The sequence below is a fragment of the Micromonospora sp. NPDC005203 genome (genome assembly GCF_042872705.1).
Classification (GTDB): Bacteria; Actinomycetota; Actinomycetes; order Mycobacteriales; family Micromonosporaceae; genus Micromonospora.
The window spans coordinates 30,243-54,139 of record NZ_JBIAKV010000008.1 but is presented as its reverse complement, the minus strand read 5'-3'; the positions used below and the strand labels follow the sequence as shown (position 1 = coordinate 54,139).

Sequence of the window (23,897 nt, the reverse complement as noted above, 5' to 3'; positions counted from 1 at the left end):
GCACTTTGGGCATATCGGCGACCGAAACTGCAAGATCGGCGCGGGCGGGGCGGGGTGGGGTGGGGGGGTGGGGTGGGGTGGGGTGGGGTGGGGTGGGGTGGGGTGGGGTGGGGTGGGGTGGGGGTGGGGGTGGGGGTGGGGGTAAAGGCGTGGAGTCATCGTCTGGTGTGCCCGTATTGTGGCGCGGTGCTGATCAGACGCGAAACGTCCGCCGACATCGATGCCATCCGGGCGGTACATGCCGCCGCCTTTGCCAGGGCCACGGGCGACGGCGCGGCGGTCGAGGCAACGCCCGACCAGGCCACGCCCGTCGAGGCGACGCTTGTCGAGGCCACGCCCGTCGAGGCGACGCCCGTCGAGGCCACGCCCGTCGAGGCGACGCTTGTCGACGCGCTGCGCGCCGACGAGGGCTGGTTGCCCGCGTACTCCCTGGTGGCGACCGATTCGGACGGCCGGGTGGTGGGGCACGTGGTGGCCACCCGCGGCCGGGTGGCCGCTGAGCCGGTCGCGTTGGGCCTGGGGCCGCTCGGGGTGCTGCCGGAATGGCAGCGGCGCGGCGTCGGCAGCGCGTTGATGCACGCGGTGCTCGGCGCGGCCGACGCCCGTGACGAGCCGCTCGTCGTGCTGCTCGGGCACCCCGACTACTACCCACGCTTCGGGTTCCGGCCGGCCGTCGAGGTGGGCGTCATCCCGCCGCAACCATGGGGGCCGCGGTACTTCATGGCCCGACCGATGAACGCCTGGCGCGAGTCGATCCGGGGCGAGTTCCGCTACGCGTCCCCGTTCGACGACCTGTGATCCCACCGCGTATCCGCCGGCGGCGCGCCACCGACCTCGACGGATGTGTCGCTGCGCTCACCGAGGTCCACCGGGTCGACAGGTATCCGCTGAACTGGCCCACCGACCCGTACCGCTGGCTGCGCGAACCACACCCGGCGCGCGCCTGGGTCGCCATCGCGGCTGACGCCGACGCCGAAGACGCCGACGCCGAAGACGCCGACGCCGAAGACGCCGACGCCGACGCCGACGCCGCAATTGTCGGGCACGTCTCGGTACGCCGGCTGCCCGGCCCGGCGACCGGGCCGCCAGCCCGACCGACGGCCGAGGTCGCGCGGCTCTTCGTGGTGCCGGCCGCCCGAGGGCTGGCGCTGGGCAGCGCACTACTGGCGCGGGCACGCCAGTGGGCGAGCGCCCGCGGCATCGATCTGGTGCTCGACGTGACCTGCGGCGACGACGCGGCCACCGCCCTCTACGAGCGCACCGGATGGCGGTGCACCGGCGTCAGCGTCGCATCGTGGACCGCCCCGGACGGCAGCCCGGTGTCGCTGCGCCACTACGCGCTGCGCTCCGATACCGTCCCGGCGATCGCCGCGAGGCGGCGGGCGAGCAGGCCGGCGGCCTCGCGCAGCTCCGGCGGCTCCAACACCTCCACCTCGTAGTCCAGGCGTGCCAGGTGCGCGGCCAGCCAGTCCAGGCTCTCGCCGCCCACGACCAGCACACACCACCCGTCGCGGTCGTCCTCGACACGCCCCACCTGGGGCGGCACCAACGCCCGCACCCGGTCGGGCGGGGCGTGCACCCGTGCCCGGGCCACGTACCGGTACGGCGCCCCGGTCACCGACCGTTGCACGAAGGCGACCGGATCCGGGTGTTCGCGCGCCCGGGACCGCCAGGTTGTCGCCACCGCGGCGCCCATCCGGTCCAGGCGGAACGTACGCCAGTCGTCGCGCTCGACGTCCCAGGCCATCAGATACCAGCGGCGACCCGTCGTGACCATCCGGACCGGCTCGACCGTCCGCTCCTCCTGCCCGCCGTCACGGGCGGTGTAGCTGAACCGGACCCGCACGGCGTCACGACAGGCCCGTGCGAGAGTCACCAGTAACTCCGCGTCGATCGCGGCCACCGGACCGATAAGTGTCGCCGTGGCACCGTGCACGGCGCGTACCTCGGCGCGCAGCCGCGACGGCATCACCTGGTCGAGCTTCGCGAGCGCCCGCAACGCCGCCTCGCCCGCCCCGGCGACCGTGCCGCCCGAGGCCAGCCGCAGGGAGACCGCAGTCGCGATCGCCTCCTCGTCGTCGAGGAGCAGCGGCGGCAGCCGGGTGCCCGCGCCGAGTTGGTAGCCGCCGCCGACGCCCGCCGTCGCGTACACGGGGTAGCCCAGCACCCGCAGACGCTGCACGTCACGGCGCACACAACGGCTGGTGACCCCCAGCTCGGCGGCGAGTTCGGCGGCCGTCCAGGATGGCCGCCGTGGCAGCAGCGCCAACAGCCGAAGGACCCGCTCGGTGGTCGCCTCGACACGCATGCGCCGATCGTTGCACGGATAGCGGAACGATCCTGTCCGCTATCCGCGAGAGGCTGCAGATCATGACCGAGCAGACCAGGACTCAAGGAGCTGACATGGCCCGCGACATACAGATCACCTTTGACTGTGCCGATCCGGCGACGCTGGCGACGTTCTGGGCCGAGGCGCTCCGCTACCAGGTGCAGGCGCCACCCGGAGACTTCGAGACGTGGGACCAGGCGCTGGACGCGATGGGAGTGCCGCCGGAGCACCGCAACGACGCGTCCGCGGTGGTCGACCCCGGCGGCTCGGGGCCTCGGCTGTTCTTCCAGAAGGTGCCGGAGCCCAAGCAGGTCAAGAACCGCGTACACATCGATGTGCGGGCCGCGCCCGGCCTGGCGGGCGACGAGCGGATGGCGGCCCTGGAGGCGGAGGCGGATCGGCTCGTCGGGCACGGCGCCACCCGGCTCGATCGGCACGAGCCCGCTCCCCCGCTGGGCGCCGGTCACCTCATCATGGCCGACCCCGAGGGCAACGAGTTCTGCCTGGACTGACCCGGGCGTTCACCCAGCTCACCGCCGTCGCCGCCGGACACCGTGCGAACATGTGTACGTGTCGTCCGGCGCCCACATCCTGCATGCCGACCTGGACGCGTTCTACGCGTCGGTCGAGCAGCGTGACGACCCGCGCCTGCGCGGGCGGCCGGTCATCGTCGGCGCAGGCGTGGTCCTCGCGGCCAGCTACGAGGCGAAGGCGCGGGGCGTACGCAGCGCGATGGGCGGCCAGCAGGCGCGCCGGCTGTGTCCCGACGCGATCGTGGTGCCGCCCCGGATGTCGGCCTACACGGAGGCAAGCCGCACGGTCTTCGAGATCTTCCGACAGACCACCCCACTGGTCGAGGGGCTCTCCATCGACGAGGCGTTCCTGGACGTGGGTGGCCTGTGGCGGCTGGTCGGGCCACCGGCCGAGATCGCCGAGCGGCTGCGCCAGGAGGTCCGGGCACGAGTCCGCCTGCCGATCAGCGTGGGGGTGGCCCGCACGAAGTTCCTGGCGAAGGTGGCCAGCGGGGTGGCGAAACCGGACGGGCTGCTGGTGGTCGCACCGGACGCCGAGTTGGCGTTTCTGCACCCGCTGCCGGTCGAGCGACTGTGGGGCGTCGGCCCGGTCACCTCGGCGAAGTTGCGGGAGCACCGGATCCGTACCGTCGGCGAGGTGGCCCGGCTGGGCGAGGCCGCGTTGGTGTCCCTGCTCGGGTCGGGCGCGGGGCGGCACCTGCACGCGTTGGCGCACAACCGCGACCCCCGCTCGGTGCAGGTCGGGCGCCGACGCGGTTCGATGGGCGCGCAGCACGCGCTGAGCCGTACCCCGCACGCCCCGGCGGAGTTGGATGCCATCCTCGCCGGCCTGGTCGATCGGGTCTCCCAGCGGATGCGGGCGGCGGGGCGGGCCGGACGCACGGTGATGCTGCGGCTACGTTTCGGCGACTACACCCGGGCGACCCGCTCGCACACCGTGCGTAAGGCGACCGCCGACACGACGCCGCTGCTCGCGGCCGCGCGGGCACTGCTACGGGCCGCACTGACCGAGATCGATCGCCGCGGTGTGACATTGATCGGTGTCTCGGTGGGCAATCTGGACGACAGTCCGGTGCAGCCGGAGCTGCCGTTCCACCGCGACCCGGGCGCCGAGCTGGATGCCGCGGTGGACGCGGTCCGCGACCGGTTCGGATCGGCGGCGCTCACCCGCGCGGTGCTGCTCGGCCGGGACCCGGGAGTGGAGATGCCACTGCTGCCGGATTGACCGATCTGCGTGCCGCGTCCCGGCGGCCGCTGCGACCGGAGACACATCACAGCAGGTCGGCGGTTTAACCCACGGCTGACGGGTGACCCTTGTGGGGTACAGCCTGACAAGGGGGGACCCACAATGTCCGACAACGACACCAGCAACCGACCGAGTCGCCGCGCCGAGCGCCCGCACGACGTGACCGATCCTCTGCTGTGGCAGCTGGCGATCGACGTGCTGAGCGCCCACGAGCCGGACGACGAGGGTCACTGCCGCAACCTCCAGTGCGCCGGGCAGTCCTGGCCGTGCGCGGCCCGCAACGGCGCCGAGCAGTCGCTGCGACTGGCCCGCAGCACCCCGAACGCGGTCGAGATGACCATCGACGGCGACGAGGGCGGCACGGGCTGGTCCGGGGAGAGCGCCGCACCGGCCCTCCGATGGGGTTGGAGTGCCGGCCTGGCCGCGTCGCACCGCGGGCCGAAGGCGTCCGCCTCCGCTGCGTGACCGCAGCACCCAAGGGGTACGACGCTCGGGCTGGGCACACCATACGCACGAACGCTCGGCCGGTGACCCGGCCGAGCGTTCGGCAGTGACAGCGCAGCCACGGCGTTCAACTCTCGTGGCGCAGCCACGCCGTGATGCGGCGCAGCAGCTCCACGTGCCCGGGCGACTCGTACGACCGGGCGTCGTGACCGAGGGCGTCGTAGACGATCCGGCTGCGCCCGACCGTGCGCGCCCAGACCAGTGGGTGGGTGGCGCCCTGGTCCGCGGGCCGACGCGGACGGGTTCGCCCACTGGAACCGCTGGTAGCGGAACGCCGCCGGACGCCACCGACAGCGACGACCAACAGGGCCACGGACAGCAACGGGAACCAGTCTCCGGTACGCGAATAGACCGTGCCCAATCCCCTGGTCGGAGCGCTGGCGACCAGCAACTCCGCGTCACCGGCCCGGTCCTCGCCCCACAGCCTGCCACCGGCGTCGGAGACCGTCAGCCGGCCGGACACGGCGGCGCGGACCACGGTGAGCCCGTTCTCCACACCCCGGACCAGGGCGATGCGGCTGTGCAGCCAGCCGTCGGAGGTGAAGTCCAGGGCGGGAACGAGCAGCACCGACGCGCCGGCCGCCCGATACCGCCGGACCAGGTCGGGGTAGTCGAGGTCCTTGCAGATCGCGACGCCGAACCGGCCCTGCACGATCACCTCGTCGTCACCAGGCGTCAGCCACTCCTCCAGGCCGGGGATCAGGTGCTGTTTGTCGTACGTGGTGATCGCTCCGGACGGGTCCAGCACCAGCGCGACGTTGCTCGCCGTGCCGGCCCGCCGCAGCACCGCGCCGACGACGACCTGAGCCCCGCTCTGCCGCAGCGCGTCCACGAGCAGGGGCAACGTCGTGTCCGTCACGGCGAACACCTTCTCCGGCAGCACGACGACGCGTGCCCCCCGATCGACTAGACCCGCGACCCGCGCACCGTAGCGGGCGAGCAGGTCCCGGCCGACCGGCTCGTCGATCGGGAGCCCGTCCTCGGGCTGCCGCAGGGCGACCAGGCCGACGGTCAGCGGCGCGGCCAGCTCCGGTGACCGGTTCAGCGACCAGGCCGACCATGTGCCGACGCCGACCAGAAGGGCGAGCAGGCAGGCGAGGGCGGGGCGTGGACTGTCGAGCCGGCAGGCGGGGGCGGGGCGTGGACTGTCGAGCCGGCAGGCGAGGGCGGGGCCTGGACTGTCGAGCCGGCCGCCGCGGGTCGGTCGTGCGCCGCCGAGCAGTGCGGCGAGGGCGATCGGGACGGCGAGCAGCAGGTAGGTGACGCCCCAGACGCCGGTGAGGGCGGTCACCTGGATGACCGGACGGACGTCGGCCTGGGTGTAGGCGAGGCTCCACCACGCGCCGTGCGGGAACAGGTGGGACGCGGCGTACTCGCCCAGCACCCAGAGGGACGGCACGGAGAGGACGGCGGTCACGGTCCGCCCGCGCAGCAGCACCTCCCGGGCGAGCAGGACCGTGCCGCCCGCCAGGCCGAGACCGAGGCCGAGCACACCGGCCACCCCGGCAACCGGTAGGCGCAGGGTGTCGAGGTAGTACCCCACCATGGCGAGCTGGCCGATCGACCAGGCGAGGATCGTCGCGCCGAGCGCGGTCCTCGGGCCCACCCGCAGCGAGGCGAGGAGCAGCGGAATCGGGGCGAGCCAGGTCAGCGCGGCGACGGGGTGCAGCCCGGTACCACCGAGCCAGAGCAGGCCGCTGAGCAGCGCGGCGACGATCGTCATCATGCGTCGATCGTGCGGCCGGAGCGGCGGGGGCGGATCGCCGTACGGACCGGGTGCGATCTGGTCCCGTGGAGGGAGGCGCGGGAGCGCCGGGCCGGACGATACTGCCGACGTGAAGCGGTACGTCAATCTCACCGTCACCGTGGCCGCCGTCGCCGCGACCGTGCTGCCCGCGCTGGCCGGCGGACCACGCGCCTGGTGGGTGCTGCCGCTCGCGGTCCTGTCGTCCGTCCCGGTGCTGTGGCGCGACCGCGCGCTGGTTGCTGTCGCCGTCGTCGTGGGCGTCGCCACGACCGTCTCGGCCGCGCTCGGCGCACCCCCGCTGCTGCCGGTCGGCCCGCTCGTCTGCCTCTACACGTTCGCGGCGCGGTCCTCGCTGCCGATCCGCCTGCTCGGCCTCGTGCTCACCGCGGCCGGGCTGGTGGTGTCGCTGCTCCATCCACACCCGGACGTGGAGGTGCTGCGGTACCTGTCGGTCGCCTACGTCTTCTCGTACGCCCTGGGCACCAGCACCCGCGCCCGCCGGACCCAGGCCACCGCCCTCGCCGAACGCGACCGTCGTGTCGCTGGTGAGCGGACGGCTGCCGTGCTGCGCGAACGCGCCCGTATCGCCCACGACCTGCACGACATTCTCACCCACGCGGTCGGTGTCATGATCGTCCAGGCGGAGGCGGGGCCGCTGCTGGTCCGCCCGCACCCGGACCGCGCCGACGCCACGTTCGCCACGATCGCCGCCACCGGCCGGGACGCGGTCGTCCAACTCCGCCGTGCGGTCGGCGGCCTGCGCGAACCCGCCGACCACCCACTCGACCAGCCGGGCCTGGCGCACCTCACCGCCCTCGTCGCACGCGTGCGCGCCACCGGGCTGGACGCCGTCCTCACCGTCGCGACCGGACCGGCGGCGTCCGTCGCTGGAGCGCGGCCCGCGCCGCCGGCCGGGCAGGCCGATGAGGTGCTCGTCGAACCGCCCGCGGACGTCGGGGTCGCCGCCTACCGGATCGTGCAGGAGTCCCTGACCAATGTGGTGCGCCATGCCGGCGCAGCATCGGTCCGCGTCGTGCTGGCCTGGACCGCGCAGGAGTTGACCGTGTCGATCATCGATGACGGCCACGGCGACCGGGCCTCCGGCGCGGACCGGCCGGGCTACGGGATCCTCGGCATGCGCGAGCGCGCCCAGGCCTGCGGCGGAACCCTGCGTGCCGGTCCCGCCGCGGACGGCCACGGCTTCACCGTCACCGCCACCCTGCCCCTGCCCGCACCGGCGGTGGCCTGATGGGGACAGCCGTCGCCGCCCGACACCCGACGCCGGGGTGGTGCTGATGCTGCGTGTCGTGCTCGCCGACGACCAGGACCTGTTCCGCGGCGGGTTCGCGACGATCCTCGGGGCCGAGCCGGACATCGAGGTGGTCGCCGAGGCCGCCGACGGTGCGGGCGCCGTGCGTGCCGCCCTCGACCACCGACCCGACGTCGTCCTGATGGACATGCGGATGCCCGTTCTCGACGGCGTCGCCGCGACCCGCCAGGTCTGCGCCCGTACGCCGAGCCGGGTCCTCGCCCTGACCATGTTCGACACCGACGACTACCTGTACGCGGCGCTGCGGGCCGGCGCCAGCGGCTTCCTGCTGAAGGACGCTCCCCGAGCCGAGCTGGTGAACGCGGTCCGCGTGGTCGCCGCCGGCGAGGCGTTGCTCGCCCCCGGCGTCACCGCTCGGGTGATCGGCGAACTGCACCGGCGCGGTCACCCGGATCCGGCTCGGGCGGCGGCGGTGACCGCCCTGACAGCACGCGAGACGGACGTCCTGCGCCTGATCGCGGCCGGCCTGTCCAACGCCGAGATCGCCGCTCACCACCACCTGAGCGAGCACACGGTGAAGACGCACGTCGGCAACCTGTTCGCCAAACTGAACCTGCGTGACCGCGCCCAGGCGGTGATGGTCGCCTACGAGTCCGGCCTGGTCATTCCCGGCCACTGACGTGACCGGCCGGCGGGTCCGCTGTGCGGGAGGCCCGCCGGCCGGAGGGGTGGAAGGCTTACAGGGTGCGCGCCAGCCGGTCGGCGAGCGTCCGGGTGAAGCGGGCCGGGTCGGTCAGCTCGCCGCCCTCGGCGAGCACCGCCAGGCCGTAGAGCAGCTCGGCGGTCTCGGTCAGGGCGGCGGAATCGGTGCCCTGCTCGTGTGCCTTGCGCAGCCCGGAGACGAGCGGATGGCCAGGGTTGATCTCCAGGATCCGCTTGGTCGCCGGGATCTCGTGCCCCATCGCCCGGTACATCTTCTCCAGGGTCGGGGTGAGGTCGTGGGCGTCGCCGACGACGCAGGCCGGTGAGGTAGTCAGCCGGGACGACAGGCGGACCTCCCGGACACTGTCGGTCAGGGTGGTGCCCAGCCAGTCGAGCAGTGCGGCGAACTCCTGTCGCTGCTGCTCGCGCTCGGCCTCGGCCTGCTGCTTCTCCTCGTCGGTGTCCAGGTCGATCTCGCCCTTGGCGATCGAGCGCAGCGTCCGGCCGTCGTACGTGCCGACCCGCTCGACCCACACCTCGTCGACCTGGTCGGTGAGCAGCAGCACCTCGTGGCCCTTGGCCCGGAACGCCTCCAGGTGCGGGGAGTTCTCGATGGCGGCCCGCGACTCGCCGGTGGCGTACCAGATGTCGCTCTGGCCGTCTCTCATCCGCGACACGTAGCCGGCCAGGTCGGTGGGCTCGGCCGGGTCGTGGGTGGAGGCCACCGACAGGATGTCCAGCAGCGTGTCCCGGTTGTCGGTGTCGTCGATCAGCCCTTCCTTGACCACCGCGCCGAACTCGGTCCAGAAGGTGCGGTAGCGCTCGGCGTGGTTGGCCTTCAGGTCCTTGACCGTGGAGAGGATCTTCTTGACCAGGCGGCGACGGACGATCTGGATCTGCCGGTCCTGCTGCAGGATCTCCCGGGAGATGTTCAGCGACAGGTCGTGCGCGTCGACCACACCCTTGACGAAGCGCAGGTAGGTGGGGATCAACGCCTCGCAGTCGTCCATGATGAACACGCGCTTGACGTAGAGCTGGACGCCCCGGCGGCCCTGCGGGGAGAACAGGTCGAGCGGTGCGTGGCTGGGCAGGAACAGCAGCGCCTCGTACTCGAAGGTGCCCTCGCCCTTCATGTGCACGACCTCGAGCGGGTCGGCCCAGTCGTGGCTGACGTGCTTGTAGAACTCGTTGTACTCGGCGGCGTCGACCTCGTCGCGGGGCCGCGCCCAGAGCGCCTTCATCGAGTTGAGCGTCTGCTCCTCGCTGGTGGCGGCCTCACCGTCGCCGCCGGGGCGCTCGACGCGCATCCGGATCGGCCAGGCGATGAAGTCGGAGTAGCGCTTGACGATCTCCCGGATCGTCCACTCGGCGGTGTAGTCGTGCAGGTTGTCCTCGGTGTCGACCGGCTTGAGGTGCAGGGTCACCGTGGTGCCCTGCGGCGCCTCGTCGACTCCCTCGATCGAGTAGGTGCCCTCGCCGGTGGACTCCCAGCGGGTGCCGCCGGTCTCGCCGGCCTTGCGGGTCAGCAGGGTGACCCGGTCGGCGACCATGAACGCGGCATAGAAGCCGACGCCGAACTGGCCGATGAGGTCCTGCTTGGCGTGGGCGTCGGCGGACTCGCGCAGCTGGCGCAGCAGCTCGGCGGTGCCGGACTTGGCGATGGTGCCGATCAGCGCGACCACCTCGTCGCGGGTCATCCCGATGCCGTTGTCCCGCACGGTGAGGGTACGGGCGTCCCGGTCGATCTCCAGGGCGACGTGCAGGTCGTCGGTGTCGGCGACGAGGTCCTTGTCGACGAGCGTGGCCAGCCTCAGCTTGTCCAGCGCGTCGGACGCGTTCGAGATGAGTTCCCGCAGGAAGACGTCCTTGTTCGAGTAGATCGAGTGGACCACCAACTGAAGCAGCTGACGCGCCTCGGCTTGGAACTCCAACGTCTCGGCCTGATTGCTCACACCGTCTCCCTTCTCGGCTCGTGCGCAGGTTCGCGGAAAGGATACGAGCCATCACCGGGCGCGTGCTGACCGCATCCCGGTCGTATTCCCGATCGGGACGAACCATCGTCGTGACATCGCTGACTTTGGCACACAGAAGTCAGGTGGGATAGCGTCACCACCATGAAGATCGCAGGAAGCACCGCCCTCGTCACCGGCGCCAACCGTGGCCTCGGCCGACACCTGGCCGCCGAACTCCTCGCCCGGGGCGCCACCGTCTACGCCGGCGCCCGCAACCCCGACAGCGTCGACCTGCCCGGCGTGACGCCGGTGCGCCTCGACATCACCGATCCCGCCTCGGTGGCCGCCGCCGCCGAGCTGGCCGGCGGCGTGAACCTGCTGATCAACAACGCCGGCATCGACACCCGGACCGACCTCCTCGACGGCGACCTGAACCTCGTCCGGCTGGAGTTGGAGACCCACTACCTCGGCACCCTGTCGACGATCCGGGCGTTCGCGCCGGTCATCGCCGGCAACGGCGGCGGAACGGTCCTGAACGTGCTCTCCGTGCTGTCCTGGTTCGGCTCCCCGACCCACGCGGCCTACAGCGCCGCAAAGTCCGCCGAGTGGGCGATGACAAACGTGCTGCGCGTCCAACTGGCCGAGCGGGGCGTCCGGGTCGCCGGCCTGCACGTCGGCTACCTGGACACCGACATGGCCGCGGACATCACCGGCCCGAAGTCCGATCCGGCGGCAGTCGCCCGGATCGGCGTGGACGGCATCGAGGCCGACTCGTACGAGATCCTCGCCGACGACCTCAGCCGCCAGGTGCAGGCCGGGCTGGCCGGCGGCGTCGCCGCGCTCTACCCGCAGCTCCCCTGACCCACGACGCGACGGGCCGCCACCGGAAACGACCGGTGGCGGCCTTCTCTCGGGTACGCGGTCAGCCCGCCTGCAACGTCACGTCGTCGATCACGAACGTGGTCTGCAACGACGAGTCCTCGGTGCCGGTGAACCGCAGCGTCACCGTCTGCCCGGCGAACCCGGCCACGTTGAGGCTTCGCTGCACGTAACCGGTCGCGGCGTTGAGATTCGAGTACGTCGCCAGCGTTGTCGAACCCACCTGCACGGCGAGCCGGTCGTACGCCGTGGAGCCGGTGGTCTCGGCGGTGTCGATGTGCAGCCAGAACGACAGCGTGTACGTGGCGCAGCCGGCCGGCAGGGTCACCGACTGGTACAGGCTCTCCGTGCGGGTGCTGCCGTACCCGTTGAGCCACGCCTTGTACGACCCGGTCCGGGCCGGCTGGCCGCTGGCGTTGGTGATCACGCCGGACGACGCGGTCCACGGCGAGCTGCCGTTCTCGAAGCCACCATTGCCGACCACCTGACCGCCGGTGCAGGTCGGGGTGCCGCCGCTCACGGCGAGCTGCCACAGCGCGTACGCGACACCGTCGGCCGCCCGGTTCAGCACGGTGGCGCTGACGTTCGCGGTGGTGTCGCAGGACCGGTGGTAGCAGGGGTCGTACGCGGAGTTGGCGGTGCCGCCCCACTTGGCCGCCTGGGCGCTGGTCTTGCGGGCGCTGGCGCCGGCGGCGTAACCCGAGGTGGGGATGCCGGCCTGCTGGAAGTAGTAGTCGTCGGAGCGGCCCTGACCCTCGACGTTCTCCTCCGGCTGAAGGCCCAACGAGTCCCAGTACGCCTTCAGCGGCGCCGCTGTGGTCGAGCTGACCCGGTTGATGAAGTAGCCGCCGTTGACCGAGCCGACCATGTCGAAGTTGTAGTAGCCCTTGAGGTAGCCGCGCTGGGTGGCGCTGAGCGAGTTGACGTAGAACCGGGAGCCGTTGAGTCCCTGCTCCTCGTCGGTCCACCAGGCGAACCGGACCCGCTTGGTCATGGTCGGGTTCTGCGCGGCCAGAACCAGCGCGTTCTCCAGCAGGGTCGCCGAGCCGGTGGCGTTGTCGTTGATGCCCGGGCCGGCCGAGACGCCGTCCAGGTGCGCGCCGAACATGACCACCTGGTCGGCCGGGCCGCCGGGCCACTCCGCGATCAGGTTGTTCGAGGGGTACCGGCAGCTGGAGCAGTACTGCTCGCTGACGGTGTAGCCGGCCGACTGGAGCCTGGTCTTGACGTAGCTGAGCGAGGCGGTGTAACCGGCCGAGCCGGCCCGTCGGTTGCCGCCGTTGCTGGTGGCGATGGCGTTGAACTGGGTCAGGTGCGCCTGGACGTTGCTGACGGAGATGTCCGGTGCGGCCAACGCGGCGGCGGCCGCGGCGATCGGCCGGGTCACTGTCGCGGTCGAAGGTGACGCGGTCGCCGGCTGGGTGGCCAGCGTCACCGTCATCCCGGCGAACACGGCGAGCGCGACACCCGCGCTCAGCGTTCTGCCTCTCATGGGGGCTCCTCGGGGTTGGAGAGATACCCAAGACACTTACAGATGTCGATGTCGCAAGCATCGGTCGTTCGTGTCGAACCGCCACCGCTTCGACGGTAGGTACCGGCGTCGGCACAGGTGAGTAGAGGTGCCAGGATGGGTAGGTAACGCCAGCAGGGGTCGTCGGGCCCGGAACGGGGGCTTGCGATGGGGCCGGATCAAGCGTGACAGGACCCGACACCGACCTGTTCAGCGGCGGTGGTGACACCGGCCGGTTGATGGCGGAGCTGAACTGGACCCGCACCCCACTCGGCCCGGTGACCGGATGGCCGCAGAGCCTGCGCGCCGCGGTCCGGACGGTGCTCTCGTCCCGGTACCCCATGCTGCTGCTCTGGGGAGAGGACTTCTCCCAGCTCTACAACGACGCGTACTCCAGGCTGATCGGCGACAAACACCCGGCCGCGCTCGGCGACGACGTCCGGGTGACCCTCGCCGAGGGCTGGGACGTCCTCGCCCCGCTCATCGACCGGGCCACGGCCACCGGAGTCGCCAGTTGGGTCCCCGCCCTGCGGCTGCTGCTGGAGCGGGCCGGCTACCGCGAGGAGGCGTACTTCAGCGTCTCGCACGCCCCGGTCCGCGACGACGACGGCCGCACCGTCGGCGTCCTCACCGTGTGCAGCGAGGTCACCGAGCAGGTGGTCGGCGAACGCCGGCTGCGGCTGCTGCGCGACCTGTCCGTTCTCGGCGACGGACGCACCGTCGACGCGCACGCCACCAGCGCCCGGCTGACCGACGCGATCCAGGGCCACCCGCTGGACGTGCCGTTCACCGCCATCTACCTGCGCGACGGCACGATCCTGCGGCGCGTCGCCTGCACCGGCGGCGACCAGGGGTACGCGCGAGCACTACCGGACACCGTCGAGCTGGCCGAACCCGACCCGGCCGCGAACGCCTGGGGGCTGGCGGACGCCGCGCAGGGCCGACCGACCGTGGTGCCCGACGTCGCCGACCGGCTGCCCCTGCCCGGCGGCCCGTGGGGCGACCCGGTCCGGACCGCGCTGGCACTGCCGCTGCCCTCGGGCGGCGAGGATCAGCCGCTCGGCGTCCTGCTGGCCGGGGTCAGCCCCAGCCGAGGGCTGGACGAGGCGTACCGGTCCTTCTACCAACTCCTGGCCCAGCAGATCGCCGTGGCGCTGCGCAACGCCCAGGAGTACGAGCAGGAGCGACGCCGGGTCGAGGCGCTCGCCGAACTGGACCGGGTGAAGACCGACTTCTTCGCCAACGTCAGCCACGAGTTCCGCACTCCCCTGACCCTGATCCTCGGCCCGCTCGCCGACGCCCTCACCGACGCCGCCGCGCCGTTGCCCGTGGTGCAACGGGAGCGGGTGGAAACCTCCTGGCGTAACGCCACCCGACTGTTGACGCTCGTCAACAGTCTGCTCACCTTCTCCAGCCTGGAGGCCGGGCGGGCCCGCAGCGACGCCCGCGTGGTCGACCTGTCGGCGCTGACCGCCGAGCTGGCCGGCGTGTTCCGGGCCGCCGTCGAGCGGGCCGGGCTCACGCTCGAGGTGGTCTGCCCGCCGCTGCCCCGGCCGGTCACCGTCGACCCGGTCAACTGGGAACGCATCGTCACGAACCTGCTGTCCAACGCCTTGAAGTACACGTTCATCGGCCGGATCCGGGTAACCCTGGAAGCCGACGACGAGGAGGTCCGCCTCACCGTCGCGGACACCGGCATCGGGATCGCCGAAGCGGACCTGCCGAAACTCTTCGAACGCTTCCACCGGGTCCGGGGCGCCCGCGCCCGCAGCCACGAGGGCACGGGCATCGGCCTGGCCCTGGCGTACGAGCTGGCCCGGCTGGAAGGCGGCGCGATCCGGGTGACGAGCAGCGTCGGTGTCGGCAGCACGTTCACCGTGGCGCTGCCCTGGTCGACGGCGGGTCGCACGCCGGGGACGGGGCCGTCGCCTCCTCGACGGGGCGACGCGGCCCGGGCCACCGTCGAGGAGGCGATGGGTTGGCTCACCGAGTCGGGCGGCGATCCGACGGAGCCCGGCAACGTGTCCGGTCCGGCCGTGGACGAGCTGGCCGGCGCACGGATCCTCATCGCCGACGACAACGCCGACATGCGGGCGTACCTCAGCCGGCTGCTCACCGGGCAGGGCTGGCGGGTGCGGGCCGTCACCGACGGCCGGCAGGCCCTCGACGAGGTCCACCGCGAACCGCCCGACCTGGTCCTCACCGACGTGATGATGCCGGTGCTCGACGGCTTCGACCTGGTCCGGCGGCTCCGCGCGGACCCGGCGACCCGGTCCCTGCCGGTGCTGGTGCTCTCCGCCCGGGCCGGCGGGCGGGCCAGCGTGGAGGGCCTCAACCTGGGCGCCGACGACTACCTGGTGAAGCCGTTCGCCGCGGCTGAGCTGATCGCCCGGGTCCGGGCCGGGATCCGGCGGGCCCGCAGCCACCCGACCGGCGACGCCACCGCACCGACTGTCGAGGCGGCGCCGACGCGGCCCGACCTGGTCACCGTCGTCGCGCCACCCCGGACTGTCGCAGCCGGGCTCGACGCGCCAGGGCTGGCGCAGGGCCCGACCGACCCGAGCGGGCTGGGCGACACCCTGGATGCCGGCTGGACCTACCCGTCCGCGCCCACCTCGGCCGCGGCCATGCGTCGCGACGTCCGGCTGACGCTCGACGACCTCGACGTCGACCCGGACGTGTTGGAGGATCTCCTGCTCGCCGCGTCCGAGGCGATGAACAACGCGGTCGAGCACGCGCAGCGGCCCAGCCGTCCGGAGGTGCGGGTCCGGCTCCAGGTCGGCGGCGGGCTGATCCGGATCTCGGTGCGGGACTTCGGCACCTGGCGGGACCGTCGGCCGGCGATGGACCGGGGACGCGGCGCGTTGCTGATGAACGCCTACGGCGACGTGCGGCTGGTCTCCACCGCCGAGGGGACGACGGTGACGATCGAGCGCCGACTGGCCGACCCGGCCTGAGCAGTCTCGTTGACCCGGCCGACCGGCCGGCGCGTCAGAGTCGGCGGCCGGTGGCGTCGCGGGCGATGATGCCGTCGAGCCGTTCCCCCGGCGTCAACCGGTCCGGCTCGAACCAGAAGATCATCACCTGTTTGTCGAGACTCCAGCGGGCCAGTCGGGCGTCGACCTGCCGGCCGTCCACCGTGCCGATGATCCGTTGGGCGGGGCCGACGAAGTAACCGAAGGTCGGCGCCGGCGCGGTCGACGAGCTCTCGTCATATCCGATCTGGTGGAACCCGGGCCTGCGATCGGACCCCTCGACGTCGTTGACCAGGATGTCCGTGGTCAGTGCGCCGTCCGGAGACTGGCGACCGGCGGCCAGCCCGATGGTCACCTTGGGCGCACCGGGCAGGGTCACCGGGACGAAGTAGTAGATCCGCCGGTCGGCGCCGTGCCGTACCCCGCTGTCCACGAACTGGCCGAGGGGCTTCGGTGGCGGCTCGTCGCGGCCCGACGTCGGCGGTGGCGTGGAGTCCGGCGACTTCCGCGCCAACGGCGAGGCACCGACCGACGGTGGAGCGACGGCGACCGGCGGCGGGTGTTCGGTCGGCGCCGGATCGCCCGGCCCGGACGCGCCGACCGCCACCACGACCACGGCGGCCAGGCCGGTCGCGAGCGTCGCCGCCCCGGCTCCCGCGACGCGCCGACGGGTACGCAACCGACGTCCCTGGCGCAGCACGCTGTCCAGATCGAGCACGGCGTCGGGACGCTCGGTCGCCCGCATGGCCTGGCGGAGCCGTTCCAGCTCGCTCATCGGCGCGCCCTCTCGTCGGCTGTGTGGGGCGCGGCGGTACGCAGCTTCTCCAGGGCTCGCGAGCTGGTGCTCTTGACCGTGCCCACGGATACGGCGAGTTCCCGAGCGACCTGCGCCTCTGGAAGGTCGAAGTAGTAGCGCAGCACGACGATGGCCCGCTCACGAGGACTGAGCGCGCCGAGGATGGTGATCAACCAGCGTCGGGTGGCCACGTCGTCGGCCACGTCGTCACGCCGCTGCTCCGGCACCTCGTCGGTCGGATACTCCCGCATCGGTCGTCGCCACCCGTCGACCAGGTGGTTGACCAGGGTGCGGCGGGCGTAGCCGTAGGCGTCGTCGTCGTGGACCCGGGACCAGGACGCATAGGTGCGGACCAGGGCGGTCTGCGCGGCGTCCTCGGCCTGGTGGTGGTCGCCGGTCATGAGGAACGCCGCATGCACCAGTCGCGCGGACGCCGCCTTCGCGAACTCGACGAACTCCGCGTCACCCCGCGCCACCCCGAAACCTCCCCCGTGCGACACCGCTAGGGACGGGCGAGGCCGGGAAAAGGTTGAGTCCACGTCACAGCAACTTTTCCCAGTGGTCGCCCGTCTTCTCCTCCGCGCCGCCGATCGGCGCGCGAGGGAGAGACATGTCGACGAAGGTTACCCGCCGGTGGCGTACCGCCTCAGCGGCGTTACTGCTGGTGGTGGCGCTGCTCACCGGGTGCGGGCTGCCGGCCGGAGGGCAACCGGGCACCGGTCCCGTCACCGCTGAGCCTCCCGTCGCCGCTGAGCCGCAGCCCAGCGGGCCGGCCACGGTCACCGCCGCCGGTCGGCCGACCGGAGTCGCCGGTGTCCCAACCGGTTCCACGCCGGCCGCCGACATCACCTACCCCGCCACCGGCGGCAACCGCTGGACGACGGCACCAGCCGAGGCGACGCTAACGGGAGCGACCGACGGTCGGTTGCTGCGCTACCGGATCGCCGTGGAACGCGATATCCGGGGCCTGCCGGTGGGCGACGTCGCGACGGCCATCTCCGCGACGCTGAACGACCCCCGCGGGTGGACGGCCGGCGGGACGTGGCGGCTGCGCCGGGTGGGTGCCGGCGAACCGGCCGACCTCACCATCTACCTGGCGACCCCCGGCACCCGCGACACGCTCTGCCAGGACGTGCCCGACGCCTACACCTCCTGCCGCAACGGCGCCCGGGTGGTGCTCAACGTGGCGCGCTGGGTCAAGGGGGTGCCCGGCTACGGTGCGAGTCTGACCACCTACCGCGAGTACATGGTCAATCACGAGGTGGGGCACAAACTCGGGTTCGGTCACGAGCGGTGCCCCCGGCGGGGCCGGGCGGCGCCGGTGATGCAGCAGCAGACGTTGGGCCTGCACGGCTGCACCGCGAACGCCTGGCCGTACCCGACCGGCACGGACCGCTACCGCGGGCCGGTCGGGGCGTACGACGACGACATCCCGAGGCGCGAGGGCGCGTACCCGGCGCCGTGAGGCCGCGGCCAGGCCTCACGCCACCAGGCGAGAAGCGGGGACGCGTCCCGCGCGCGCCCCCGCTTCGGTGCCCTCGCTGGTCAGACGGGTCGGCTGCCGACCACTGTCGGCCCCGGGTCCGAGACGCCGTTCCAGGTGTACGTCGTGCTGGCCGGTGCGACCAGGCTGCCGGCGAAGAGCGAGTTCACCCGGCTCACCTCGGCCGAGCTGGGGTTCGCGTTGCGGCAGGAGACCGGGGCGCTGCTGCCGGACATCAGATCGGAGCAGAGCCCGGTACGCCGGTCCGGCAGGCCCAGGATGTGGCCGAGCTCGTGGGTGGCGATCCGGTTGCGGTCGTAGCCCTGGTTGACGGCTGTGCGGCCCATCCAGACCCGTCCCGAGCCGAGCCCGGTCGGCTGCGCCCGCGGCCAGCCGTCGTCGACGTAGATGGTGATGCTGGCCGGGGTCCCGGCCAGGAGCCGGACATTGCTGACCCGGCTGTTCCACATCTGTGCCGCCTGGTCGAAGTTCGTCCGGAACTCGCCGGTCCGGCTCGCGTCGTAGTAGACGGTCCGCACGGCGGCGGCCGGAGCGCCGGTGGCGAGCTGCACCCCGGTTGCCGCCAGTACGGCCACCAGCATGGCCATCGCCGTATGTCGCACTTGTCGTCGGAACATCACGCACTCCCCTGCGGTCGTCCGGCGACCATCGGCCACCGGTCATCGATATTCGTGAATGCTAGAACGGCGAAGGTCGATGTCCGACATAGCGGAAGCGTCATACCGCCGAGTCGCGCCAGCGCCCTGGCGGGCCTCGGCGACCGGTCTCAGGTGACAGTCGTACCGTTGGCGGCGATCAGCGCCTCGGCAGCGGTGGTGCGGGCATAGAGGACGAAACGCCCGACCCGGTGGGTGCCGACCAGGCCGGCGTCGCGCAGCGCGCCCAGGTGCTGGGACACGGTGCCCGAGGTGAGCCGGCACCGCTCGGCGAGTTCCAGCGTCGAGGTCGGCACGGCCAGCTCGTACAGCAGCGCCGCCCGGGTCCGACCCAGCACCCCGGCGAGCGCGCGCCCGTGCGGTGTCCGCTCCCGTTCCCAGAGTGTGGCCACCGCCCGCGCCGGGAAGCGCAGCACCGGTTGGCCCGGAGAGCCAAAATTCGACCACACCCGGCGGCCGATGAACACCGACGGTACGAGCAGCAGACCCCGCCCGTCGAGTCGCACCGCGCCATGGGAGGTGAGGTGCTGCACCGACAGCGTGTCGTCCTTCAGCCGGACGGAGGGATCGAGGTGATTGAGCAGGCCGTGAATGCCGTCGGTGGCCGTGCGCCTCGCGCCGAGCAGCACTTCCCGTTCCAGCAGGGTGCGCATCCGGGGCCAGTAGGGTGCGATGACCGCGTCGGTGTACGCCCGGATGGCTTCGGCCAGGCGGGTCAGGTGCGGCGGCGGGTCGGCGTAGAGCGCCTCGAGGAGCGACGACCGCGGCCCCGGCAACGCATCGAGGCTGGCCCGAACCGTTTCGGCTGGGGTGGCGACGAGGGACGCCAACTCGAGGTCGATTGTGGGCTGCGAGGTGGTCGGCGGCGGGCAGACGAAGGTCGGGATGAGTGGCGTCGGCATCCGCACCAGGTCGGCAAGGAGCTGCCATCGCACGCCGGCCAGGCGGGGGTGGATCCGCTCGTACCAGGCCAGGTGCTCCGGAAACTGGCGCGGCCGCTTGATGATCCGCACGCTCGCCACAGCTTCCCAGAGCGGTGAGATCGCGAATCGGGTCGTCGCCAGGTCGTGCGCGTTCAGACCGACAAGCATCATGGACTGCCCCCGGCGGATTCGGCGAGAGTCAAATCTATCGGTTCGCCACGCTGCCGCCGACACGGTGGGCGGCATGACCACCGCCTCCACGACGACCGGATCGAAGGGCCAGGCCAGCCCTTGGCCGCGCTCCTTCCGGCTGCTCTACGCCGCCGCCCTCATCGATGGCATCGGCTTTTACGTCGGCCAGTTGGCCGTGCCGGTCCTGGCGGTGTCCCTGCTGTCGGCAAGCCCGGTCCAGGTGGGGCTGCTCGGTGCGTCGAGCACCGCCGCGTTCCTGCTGATCGGTCTGCCGGCCGGAGTCTGGGTCGACCGGCTGCCACACCGCGCGGTCCTGGTCACCGCCGACCTCGCCCGGGCGGCGCTTGTGGCATCCGTGCCGTTGGCATGGTGGGCCGGGTGGCTGACCGTGCCGCAGCTGTACCTGGTGGTACTGCTGACCGGAGTCGGCACCGTCTTCGCCGACGTCGCCGCGCAGAGCTATCTGCCGGAACTGGTCGGCCGGAGCCGGTTGGTGGCGGCGAACGCACTGATGATGAGCACCAGTGCGACCATGCAGATCGCCGGTCGAGGGCTGGGTGGGCTGCTCGTACAGGCGCTCACGGCACCTGTCGCGATCGTGTTGGACGCGGTGACCTTCGTGGTGTCCGGGATGATCCTGGCCGCCACGCGTGCCGAAGCACCACGCCGACGTGCACCGCGGATGCCGGGCGGCTTCGCCCAGCAGCTCGGCGCGGGCGTCCGGCACGTGACAGGCAACTCCCTGCTCCGCCCACTCGCCCTCTCGACCGCGAGCATCAACCTGACCATGCAACTGTCCACCACCCTGCTGCCGGTGGTGTTCCTGCGCGAGCTGGGACTGGGTGCCGCCACCCTCGGCCTGTTCCTCGGCGTGGGCGGGATCGGTGCCCTGCTCGGCGCGGTGACGGCCCGCCCGCTCGCCGAGCGGATCGGTCACGGTCGCGCGCTGTGGCTGCCCGGCCTGCTCGCCGCGCCGTTCGGCGGCCTGGTCACGCTTGTCGACTGCGGGCCGATGCTCTGGGTGGCGGCAGTCGGTTGGCTGGCGCTGGCCTGGCGGACGGGAGTGGGCAACGTGATCGGGGTCAGCCTGCGCCAGGCCGCCACCCCGGACGCGTTGCTCGGACGGATGAACGCCACCTTCCGGTTTCTGCTCACCGGGGCGCTCACCATCGGCGCGCTACTCGCCGGCGTGCTCGGACAGCTCGTCAGCGTCCACACCGCGCTGGTGGTCGGCGCGGTCGCGAACGCCGTGACCTGGCTTCCGGTCTTCTGCTCCCCGCTGCGCACGCTCGACCGGCCGGCCACGATCGACTGACTCCCCGCCACCGTCACCCGGCGACCGGGAGGATGCCCGGACGACTCAGACGTGCAAGGTGGGGCGGTAGACGAGTTCCTGGGAGCGACCGTCGAGTGTCCGGCTCTCCACCAGCTCCAGGTCGAAGTCGGCGGCTCCCGCGAAGAGCGGATCCCTTCCGGTCTGACCGGTGATGACCGGGAAGACCGTCACCTGGACGAAATCGACCAGACCAGCGGCCATCAGCGCCCGGTTCATCGACAGACACCCGTGCGATCGCAGGGGCACGTCGGACTCCTCCCTGAGTCGGGCGACGACGTCCACGGCATCACCGGGTACGACTGTGGCGTCCGGCCAGTCGAGTGGGCCTTCCAGCGTGTTCGACACCACGGTCGCGGGAAGGCTTCTCATCCGGGTGACCCAGGCGTCGCGTACCTCGGATTTCTCGGTGCTCGCGGCCAGCATCTGCGCGAACATCTGGTACGTGTGGGCCCCGAAGACCATCCGCTGCTCCTCGTCGTAGACGGCCAGGCGGTGCGCGAGCAGCTCGGGGCCCTGTTTGCCCCAGTAGCCGCCCCAGTTGCCGCTGGTGCTGCCGAAGCCGTCCAGGCTGGAGAAGACGTCGACGGTGTAGGTGGTGGTCATGAGGTGCTCCGTTCACGGGTGAGTGCGGTACGACGGGCCCGCAGGTGGGCCCGCTCGGTCTCGTTGATGGCCAGTGCCATGGCCTGGTCGTAGGCGGCTCGGGCCTCCCCGTCGCGGCCGAGCCGGACCAGCAGCTCGGCGCGGGTGGCCGGCAGCCGGTGGTAGCCCGGGAGGTCGAGCTCTGCCAACCCGGCGAGGGCCTGCGCCGGTCCGTGCACCTCGGCGACGGCGACCGCGCGGTTGAGCGCGACGATCGGGCTCGCCCTGAGCGCGAGGAGCTGGTCGTACAGTGCCAGGACCTGCGGCCAGTCGGTGGCCGCGCCGTCGGTGTGGACCGCGCCGATCGCGGCCTGGATCTGGTACGGGCCGGGCTGGTTGCGCCGCAGGCAGCGCCGGACCAGGTCGTGCCCCTCGGTGATGAGCGCCCGGTTCCACAGTGACCGGTCCTGGTCGGCCAGCAGCACCAGCTCGCCGGACGGGTCGAGCCGGGCCGGGCGGCGCGCCTCGGTCAGCAGCAGCAGGGCGAGCAGGCCAAGCGCCTCGGGCTCGTCGGGCATCAGGGCGGCAAGCTCGCGAGTGAGCCGGATCGCCTCGGCGCACAGGTCCGTTCTGATCAACGGTCCGGCGGTGGACGCGTAGCCCTCGTTGAACATCAGGTAGAGCACGGTGAGCACGTACGGCAGTCGGTCCGGCAGCTCGTGTTCGGCGGGCACTCGGTAGGGGATGCCGGCGTCCCGGATCTTCTTCTTCGCGCGGACGATGCGCTGCGCGACTGTCGACTCCTGGATCAGGTAGGCCCGGGCGATCTCGGGTACGTCGAGACCGCCGAGCAGGCGGAGCGTGAGGGCGGTCCGCGCGTCCGGAGCGAGCGCCGGGTGGCAGCAGGTGAAGATGAGGCGCAGCTGGTCGTCTTTCACCGGTCCCACCTCTCGGGGCTCGTCCTGGTGGTGCAGCAGCAGGGCCTGGGCGTGCCGCGCCTCGCGGGTCGACTCCCGGCGGAGCCGGTCCACGGCCCGGTTGCGGGCGGTGGTCACGATCCAGGCGCCCGGGTTGGGCGGCGGGGTCTGCCACTTCCGCAGCGCCGTGGTGAAGGCGTCCTGAACCGCATCCTCGGCGAGGTTGATGTCGCCGAGGATGCGGGCCAGGGTGGCGACGCAGCGGCCGTACTCCGCGCGGTAGATGCTGCCGAGGTCCATGTCAGCCGGCCGGCTCCCGGTCAGGCCTGGGACAGGTCGTCGAAGGGGCGCACCTCGACCGGGCCGCAGGCCGCCGCGCACTTCTCGGCCCAGGCCAGCGCCTGGTCCAGGTCCGCGCACTTGATGACCCAGAAGCCGGCGATGTGCTCCTTCGTCTCGGCGAACGGCCCGTCGCTCATGGTGGTGGCGCCGTTCTCGATCCGCACGACGGTGGCGCTGTCCGGCGACCGGAGCCCTCCGGCGAAGACCCAGGCGCCCGCGGCCTGCATCTCGTCGTTGATCCGATCGGTCTCCCGGAACATGGTCTGCATCTCCTCGTCGGACGGGTCCGGCTCCCCCTCGACGAAATGCACGGACAGCAGGTAGTGCTTCATGACGATCCTCCAACCGTTCGATGGTGAGCTGGACAGGTCAGGCGGCCAGGCGGCGTGCGACAGCAGGGACGACGATCGCGGCGGCGACCAGGTGAGTGAGCATCAGCAGCGCCTTGGTGGCCGCCCCCGCGTCGACGATCACACCCGGCACCAGCGACAGGACCGTCAACACCACCGTGGTACGGATGAACGCGCGCCGGGGGCGCCTGGCGAAACGGGACAGCACCGCGGCGAGGACCACCCCGATCAGCGAGAATACGGCGGTCAGCACACCGAAGCCGGTCACCGGAATCGGCGCGTCGGCCACGTCGAGGCTGATCCCCGCCGCGCGGCCGGCGGCGGCGAGGGCCATGGTGGCGGCGCTCGCGGCGAGCGTGACGGCGAGACCGGTCCGGATCACCGCACCGACGGTCGAGGTGGTGGCGTGGGTCATGTTCGCAGTGGCGGTCATCGCGCCCTCCAGCTGGTGTGCGGCCCGCCGCGGTGGCGGGCTCTCAGCAGGGCTACGAATTGAACCGGTCCCGATCGACAAGCACGTCGACAGTTTGTCGAAGATTTTTGCCTCGGTGGTAAGAACACTCGGGGGGGGGGGGGGGGGGCCGCCCCCGGCGGGGGGGGGGGGGGGGGGGGGGGGGGGGGGGGGGGGGGGGGGGGGGGGGGGGCGGGGTAC

At 72.2% G+C, this 23,897-nt stretch carries 22 protein-coding genes and 1 pseudogene; 11 read left to right on the top strand and 12 right to left on the bottom strand.

The features are described from left to right. The first annotated feature begins 186 nt into the window (after positions 1-186). Both ACFYPM_RS18870 and ACFYPM_RS18865 read left to right on the top strand, forming a co-directional pair. Complete coding sequence (locus tag ACFYPM_RS18870; protein ID WP_387198212.1) at positions 187-798, top strand: GNAT family N-acetyltransferase; 612 nt, start codon at positions 187-189, stop codon at positions 796-798. After that, the gene (locus ACFYPM_RS18865) at positions 795-1,439 is read left to right on the top strand and encodes a GNAT family N-acetyltransferase (protein WP_387198208.1); all 645 of its coding nucleotides are present in this window, start codon (positions 795-797) and stop codon (positions 1,437-1,439) included. Before ACFYPM_RS18870 ends, ACFYPM_RS18865 begins: the two co-directional genes overlap by 4 nt. On the opposite strand, the gene ACFYPM_RS18860 is transcribed toward ACFYPM_RS18865, so the two are convergent. After that, positions 1,334-2,308: a helix-turn-helix transcriptional regulator gene (locus ACFYPM_RS18860; protein WP_387198205.1), complete on the bottom strand. Its 975-nt coding sequence runs from the start codon at positions 2,306-2,308 to the stop codon at positions 1,334-1,336. The two genes, ACFYPM_RS18865 and ACFYPM_RS18860, sit on opposite strands and share 106 nt — an antisense overlap. Before the next feature lie 95 nt (positions 2,309-2,403). Here ACFYPM_RS18860 and ACFYPM_RS18855 point away from each other — a divergent pair, with 95 nt between their 5' ends. From ACFYPM_RS18855 to ACFYPM_RS18845, 3 genes are all read left to right on the top strand, one after another. After that, on the top strand, positions 2,404-2,841 hold the full coding sequence (locus ACFYPM_RS18855) for a VOC family protein (protein ID WP_387198202.1): 438 nt from the start codon (positions 2,404-2,406) through the stop codon (positions 2,839-2,841). A gap of 58 nt (positions 2,842-2,899) precedes the next feature. Further along, positions 2,900-4,087, top strand: a complete 1,188-nt coding sequence (dinB, locus tag ACFYPM_RS18850) for a DNA polymerase IV (protein ID WP_387198200.1) — start codon at positions 2,900-2,902, stop codon at positions 4,085-4,087. 123 nt (positions 4,088-4,210) lie between these two features. Continuing rightward, positions 4,211-4,573, top strand: coding sequence for a hypothetical protein (locus tag ACFYPM_RS18845; RefSeq protein WP_387198197.1), 363 nt, complete (start codon positions 4,211-4,213; stop codon positions 4,571-4,573). Between the two features lie 106 nt (positions 4,574-4,679). Here the strand turns inward: ACFYPM_RS18845 and ACFYPM_RS18840 are convergent, their stop codons facing one another. Further along, complete coding sequence (locus ACFYPM_RS18840; protein WP_387198194.1) at positions 4,680-6,338, bottom strand: nitrilase-related carbon-nitrogen hydrolase; 1,659 nt, start codon at positions 6,336-6,338, stop codon at positions 4,680-4,682. A gap of 109 nt (positions 6,339-6,447) precedes the next feature. Here ACFYPM_RS18840 and ACFYPM_RS18835 point away from each other — a divergent pair, with 109 nt between their 5' ends. Together ACFYPM_RS18835 and ACFYPM_RS18830 are read left to right on the top strand one after the other, a co-directional pair. Continuing rightward, positions 6,448-7,608: a sensor histidine kinase gene (locus tag ACFYPM_RS18835; RefSeq protein ID WP_387198191.1), complete on the top strand. Its 1,161-nt coding sequence runs from the start codon at positions 6,448-6,450 to the stop codon at positions 7,606-7,608. 46 nt (positions 7,609-7,654) lie between these two features. Next, on the top strand, positions 7,655-8,308 hold the full coding sequence (locus ACFYPM_RS18830; RefSeq protein WP_387198188.1) for a response regulator: 654 nt from the start codon (positions 7,655-7,657) through the stop codon (positions 8,306-8,308). Positions 8,309-8,366: 58 nt separating this feature from the next. On the opposite strand, the gene htpG is transcribed toward ACFYPM_RS18830, so the two are convergent. Next, positions 8,367-10,283 (bottom strand): molecular chaperone HtpG, encoded by a 1,917-nt coding sequence (htpG, locus tag ACFYPM_RS18825; RefSeq protein WP_387198185.1) that lies wholly within the window; start codon positions 10,281-10,283, stop codon positions 8,367-8,369. A gap of 162 nt (positions 10,284-10,445) precedes the next feature. Here htpG and ACFYPM_RS18820 point away from each other — a divergent pair, with 162 nt between their 5' ends. Then, the gene (locus tag ACFYPM_RS18820) at positions 10,446-11,144 is read left to right on the top strand and encodes an SDR family oxidoreductase (protein ID WP_387198182.1); all 699 of its coding nucleotides are present in this window, start codon (positions 10,446-10,448) and stop codon (positions 11,142-11,144) included. Positions 11,145-11,205: 61 nt separating this feature from the next. Here ACFYPM_RS18820 and ACFYPM_RS18815 read toward each other — a convergent pair whose 3' ends face one another. Further along, positions 11,206-12,654, bottom strand: coding sequence for a M28 family peptidase (locus tag ACFYPM_RS18815; protein WP_387198179.1), 1,449 nt, complete (start codon positions 12,652-12,654; stop codon positions 11,206-11,208). A gap of 203 nt (positions 12,655-12,857) precedes the next feature. On the opposite strand from ACFYPM_RS18815, the gene ACFYPM_RS18810 reads away from it, so the two are divergent. Further along, entirely contained in the window at positions 12,858-15,629 is a 2,772-nt protein-coding gene (locus ACFYPM_RS18810; protein ID WP_387198176.1) for an ATP-binding protein, read from the top strand. A gap of 34 nt (positions 15,630-15,663) precedes the next feature. On the opposite strand, the gene ACFYPM_RS18805 is transcribed toward ACFYPM_RS18810, so the two are convergent. Both ACFYPM_RS18805 and ACFYPM_RS18800 read right to left on the bottom strand, forming a co-directional pair. Further along, complete coding sequence (locus ACFYPM_RS18805; protein WP_387198173.1) at positions 15,664-16,422, bottom strand: hypothetical protein; 759 nt, start codon at positions 16,420-16,422, stop codon at positions 15,664-15,666. Continuing rightward, entirely contained in the window at positions 16,419-16,919 is a 501-nt protein-coding gene (locus tag ACFYPM_RS18800) for a SigE family RNA polymerase sigma factor (RefSeq protein WP_357239389.1), read from the bottom strand. The genes ACFYPM_RS18805 and ACFYPM_RS18800 overlap by 4 nt, the downstream gene beginning before the upstream one ends. A 134-nt stretch (positions 16,920-17,053) precedes the next feature. Between ACFYPM_RS18800 and ACFYPM_RS18795 the strand changes: the two genes are divergently transcribed. Beyond that, positions 17,054-17,908, top strand: a complete 855-nt coding sequence (locus ACFYPM_RS18795) for a DUF3152 domain-containing protein (protein WP_387198170.1) — start codon at positions 17,054-17,056, stop codon at positions 17,906-17,908. Positions 17,909-17,994: 86 nt separating this feature from the next. Here the strand turns inward: ACFYPM_RS18795 and ACFYPM_RS18790 are convergent. Both ACFYPM_RS18790 and ACFYPM_RS18785 read right to left on the bottom strand, forming a co-directional pair. Then, positions 17,995-18,564 (bottom strand): annotated as a pseudogene (locus ACFYPM_RS18790) (snapalysin family zinc-dependent metalloprotease); the annotation flags it as partial. Positions 18,565-18,713: 149 nt separating this feature from the next. Then, positions 18,714-19,697, bottom strand: a complete 984-nt coding sequence (locus ACFYPM_RS18785; RefSeq protein WP_387198167.1) for an ArsR/SmtB family transcription factor — start codon at positions 19,695-19,697, stop codon at positions 18,714-18,716. Between the two features lie 73 nt (positions 19,698-19,770). Here ACFYPM_RS18785 and ACFYPM_RS18780 point away from each other — a divergent pair, with 73 nt between their 5' ends. Beyond that, positions 19,771-21,033: an MFS transporter gene (locus ACFYPM_RS18780; RefSeq protein WP_387198164.1), complete on the top strand. Its 1,263-nt coding sequence runs from the start codon at positions 19,771-19,773 to the stop codon at positions 21,031-21,033. Between the two features lie 45 nt (positions 21,034-21,078). Here the strand turns inward: ACFYPM_RS18780 and ACFYPM_RS18775 are convergent, their stop codons facing one another. The 4 genes from ACFYPM_RS18775 to ACFYPM_RS18760 are packed head-to-tail and all read right to left on the bottom strand — an operon-like array spanning position 21,079 to position 23,678. Continuing rightward, positions 21,079-21,657, bottom strand: coding sequence for a dihydrofolate reductase family protein (locus ACFYPM_RS18775; RefSeq protein ID WP_387198161.1), 579 nt, complete (start codon positions 21,655-21,657; stop codon positions 21,079-21,081). After that, positions 21,654-22,853 carry an RNA polymerase sigma factor gene (locus ACFYPM_RS18770; RefSeq protein WP_387198158.1) on the bottom strand — a complete coding sequence of 400 codons (1,200 nt, stop codon included), beginning with the start codon at positions 22,851-22,853 and terminating at the stop codon, positions 21,654-21,656. The genes ACFYPM_RS18775 and ACFYPM_RS18770 overlap by 4 nt, the downstream gene beginning before the upstream one ends. A gap of 20 nt (positions 22,854-22,873) precedes the next feature. Then, entirely contained in the window at positions 22,874-23,227 is a 354-nt protein-coding gene (locus ACFYPM_RS18765) for a YciI family protein (RefSeq protein ID WP_387198155.1), read from the bottom strand. Positions 23,228-23,264: 37 nt separating this feature from the next. Further along, positions 23,265-23,678: a DUF6069 family protein gene (locus tag ACFYPM_RS18760; protein ID WP_387198152.1), complete on the bottom strand. Its 414-nt coding sequence runs from the start codon at positions 23,676-23,678 to the stop codon at positions 23,265-23,267. Positions 23,679-23,897 lie beyond the last annotated feature (219 nt).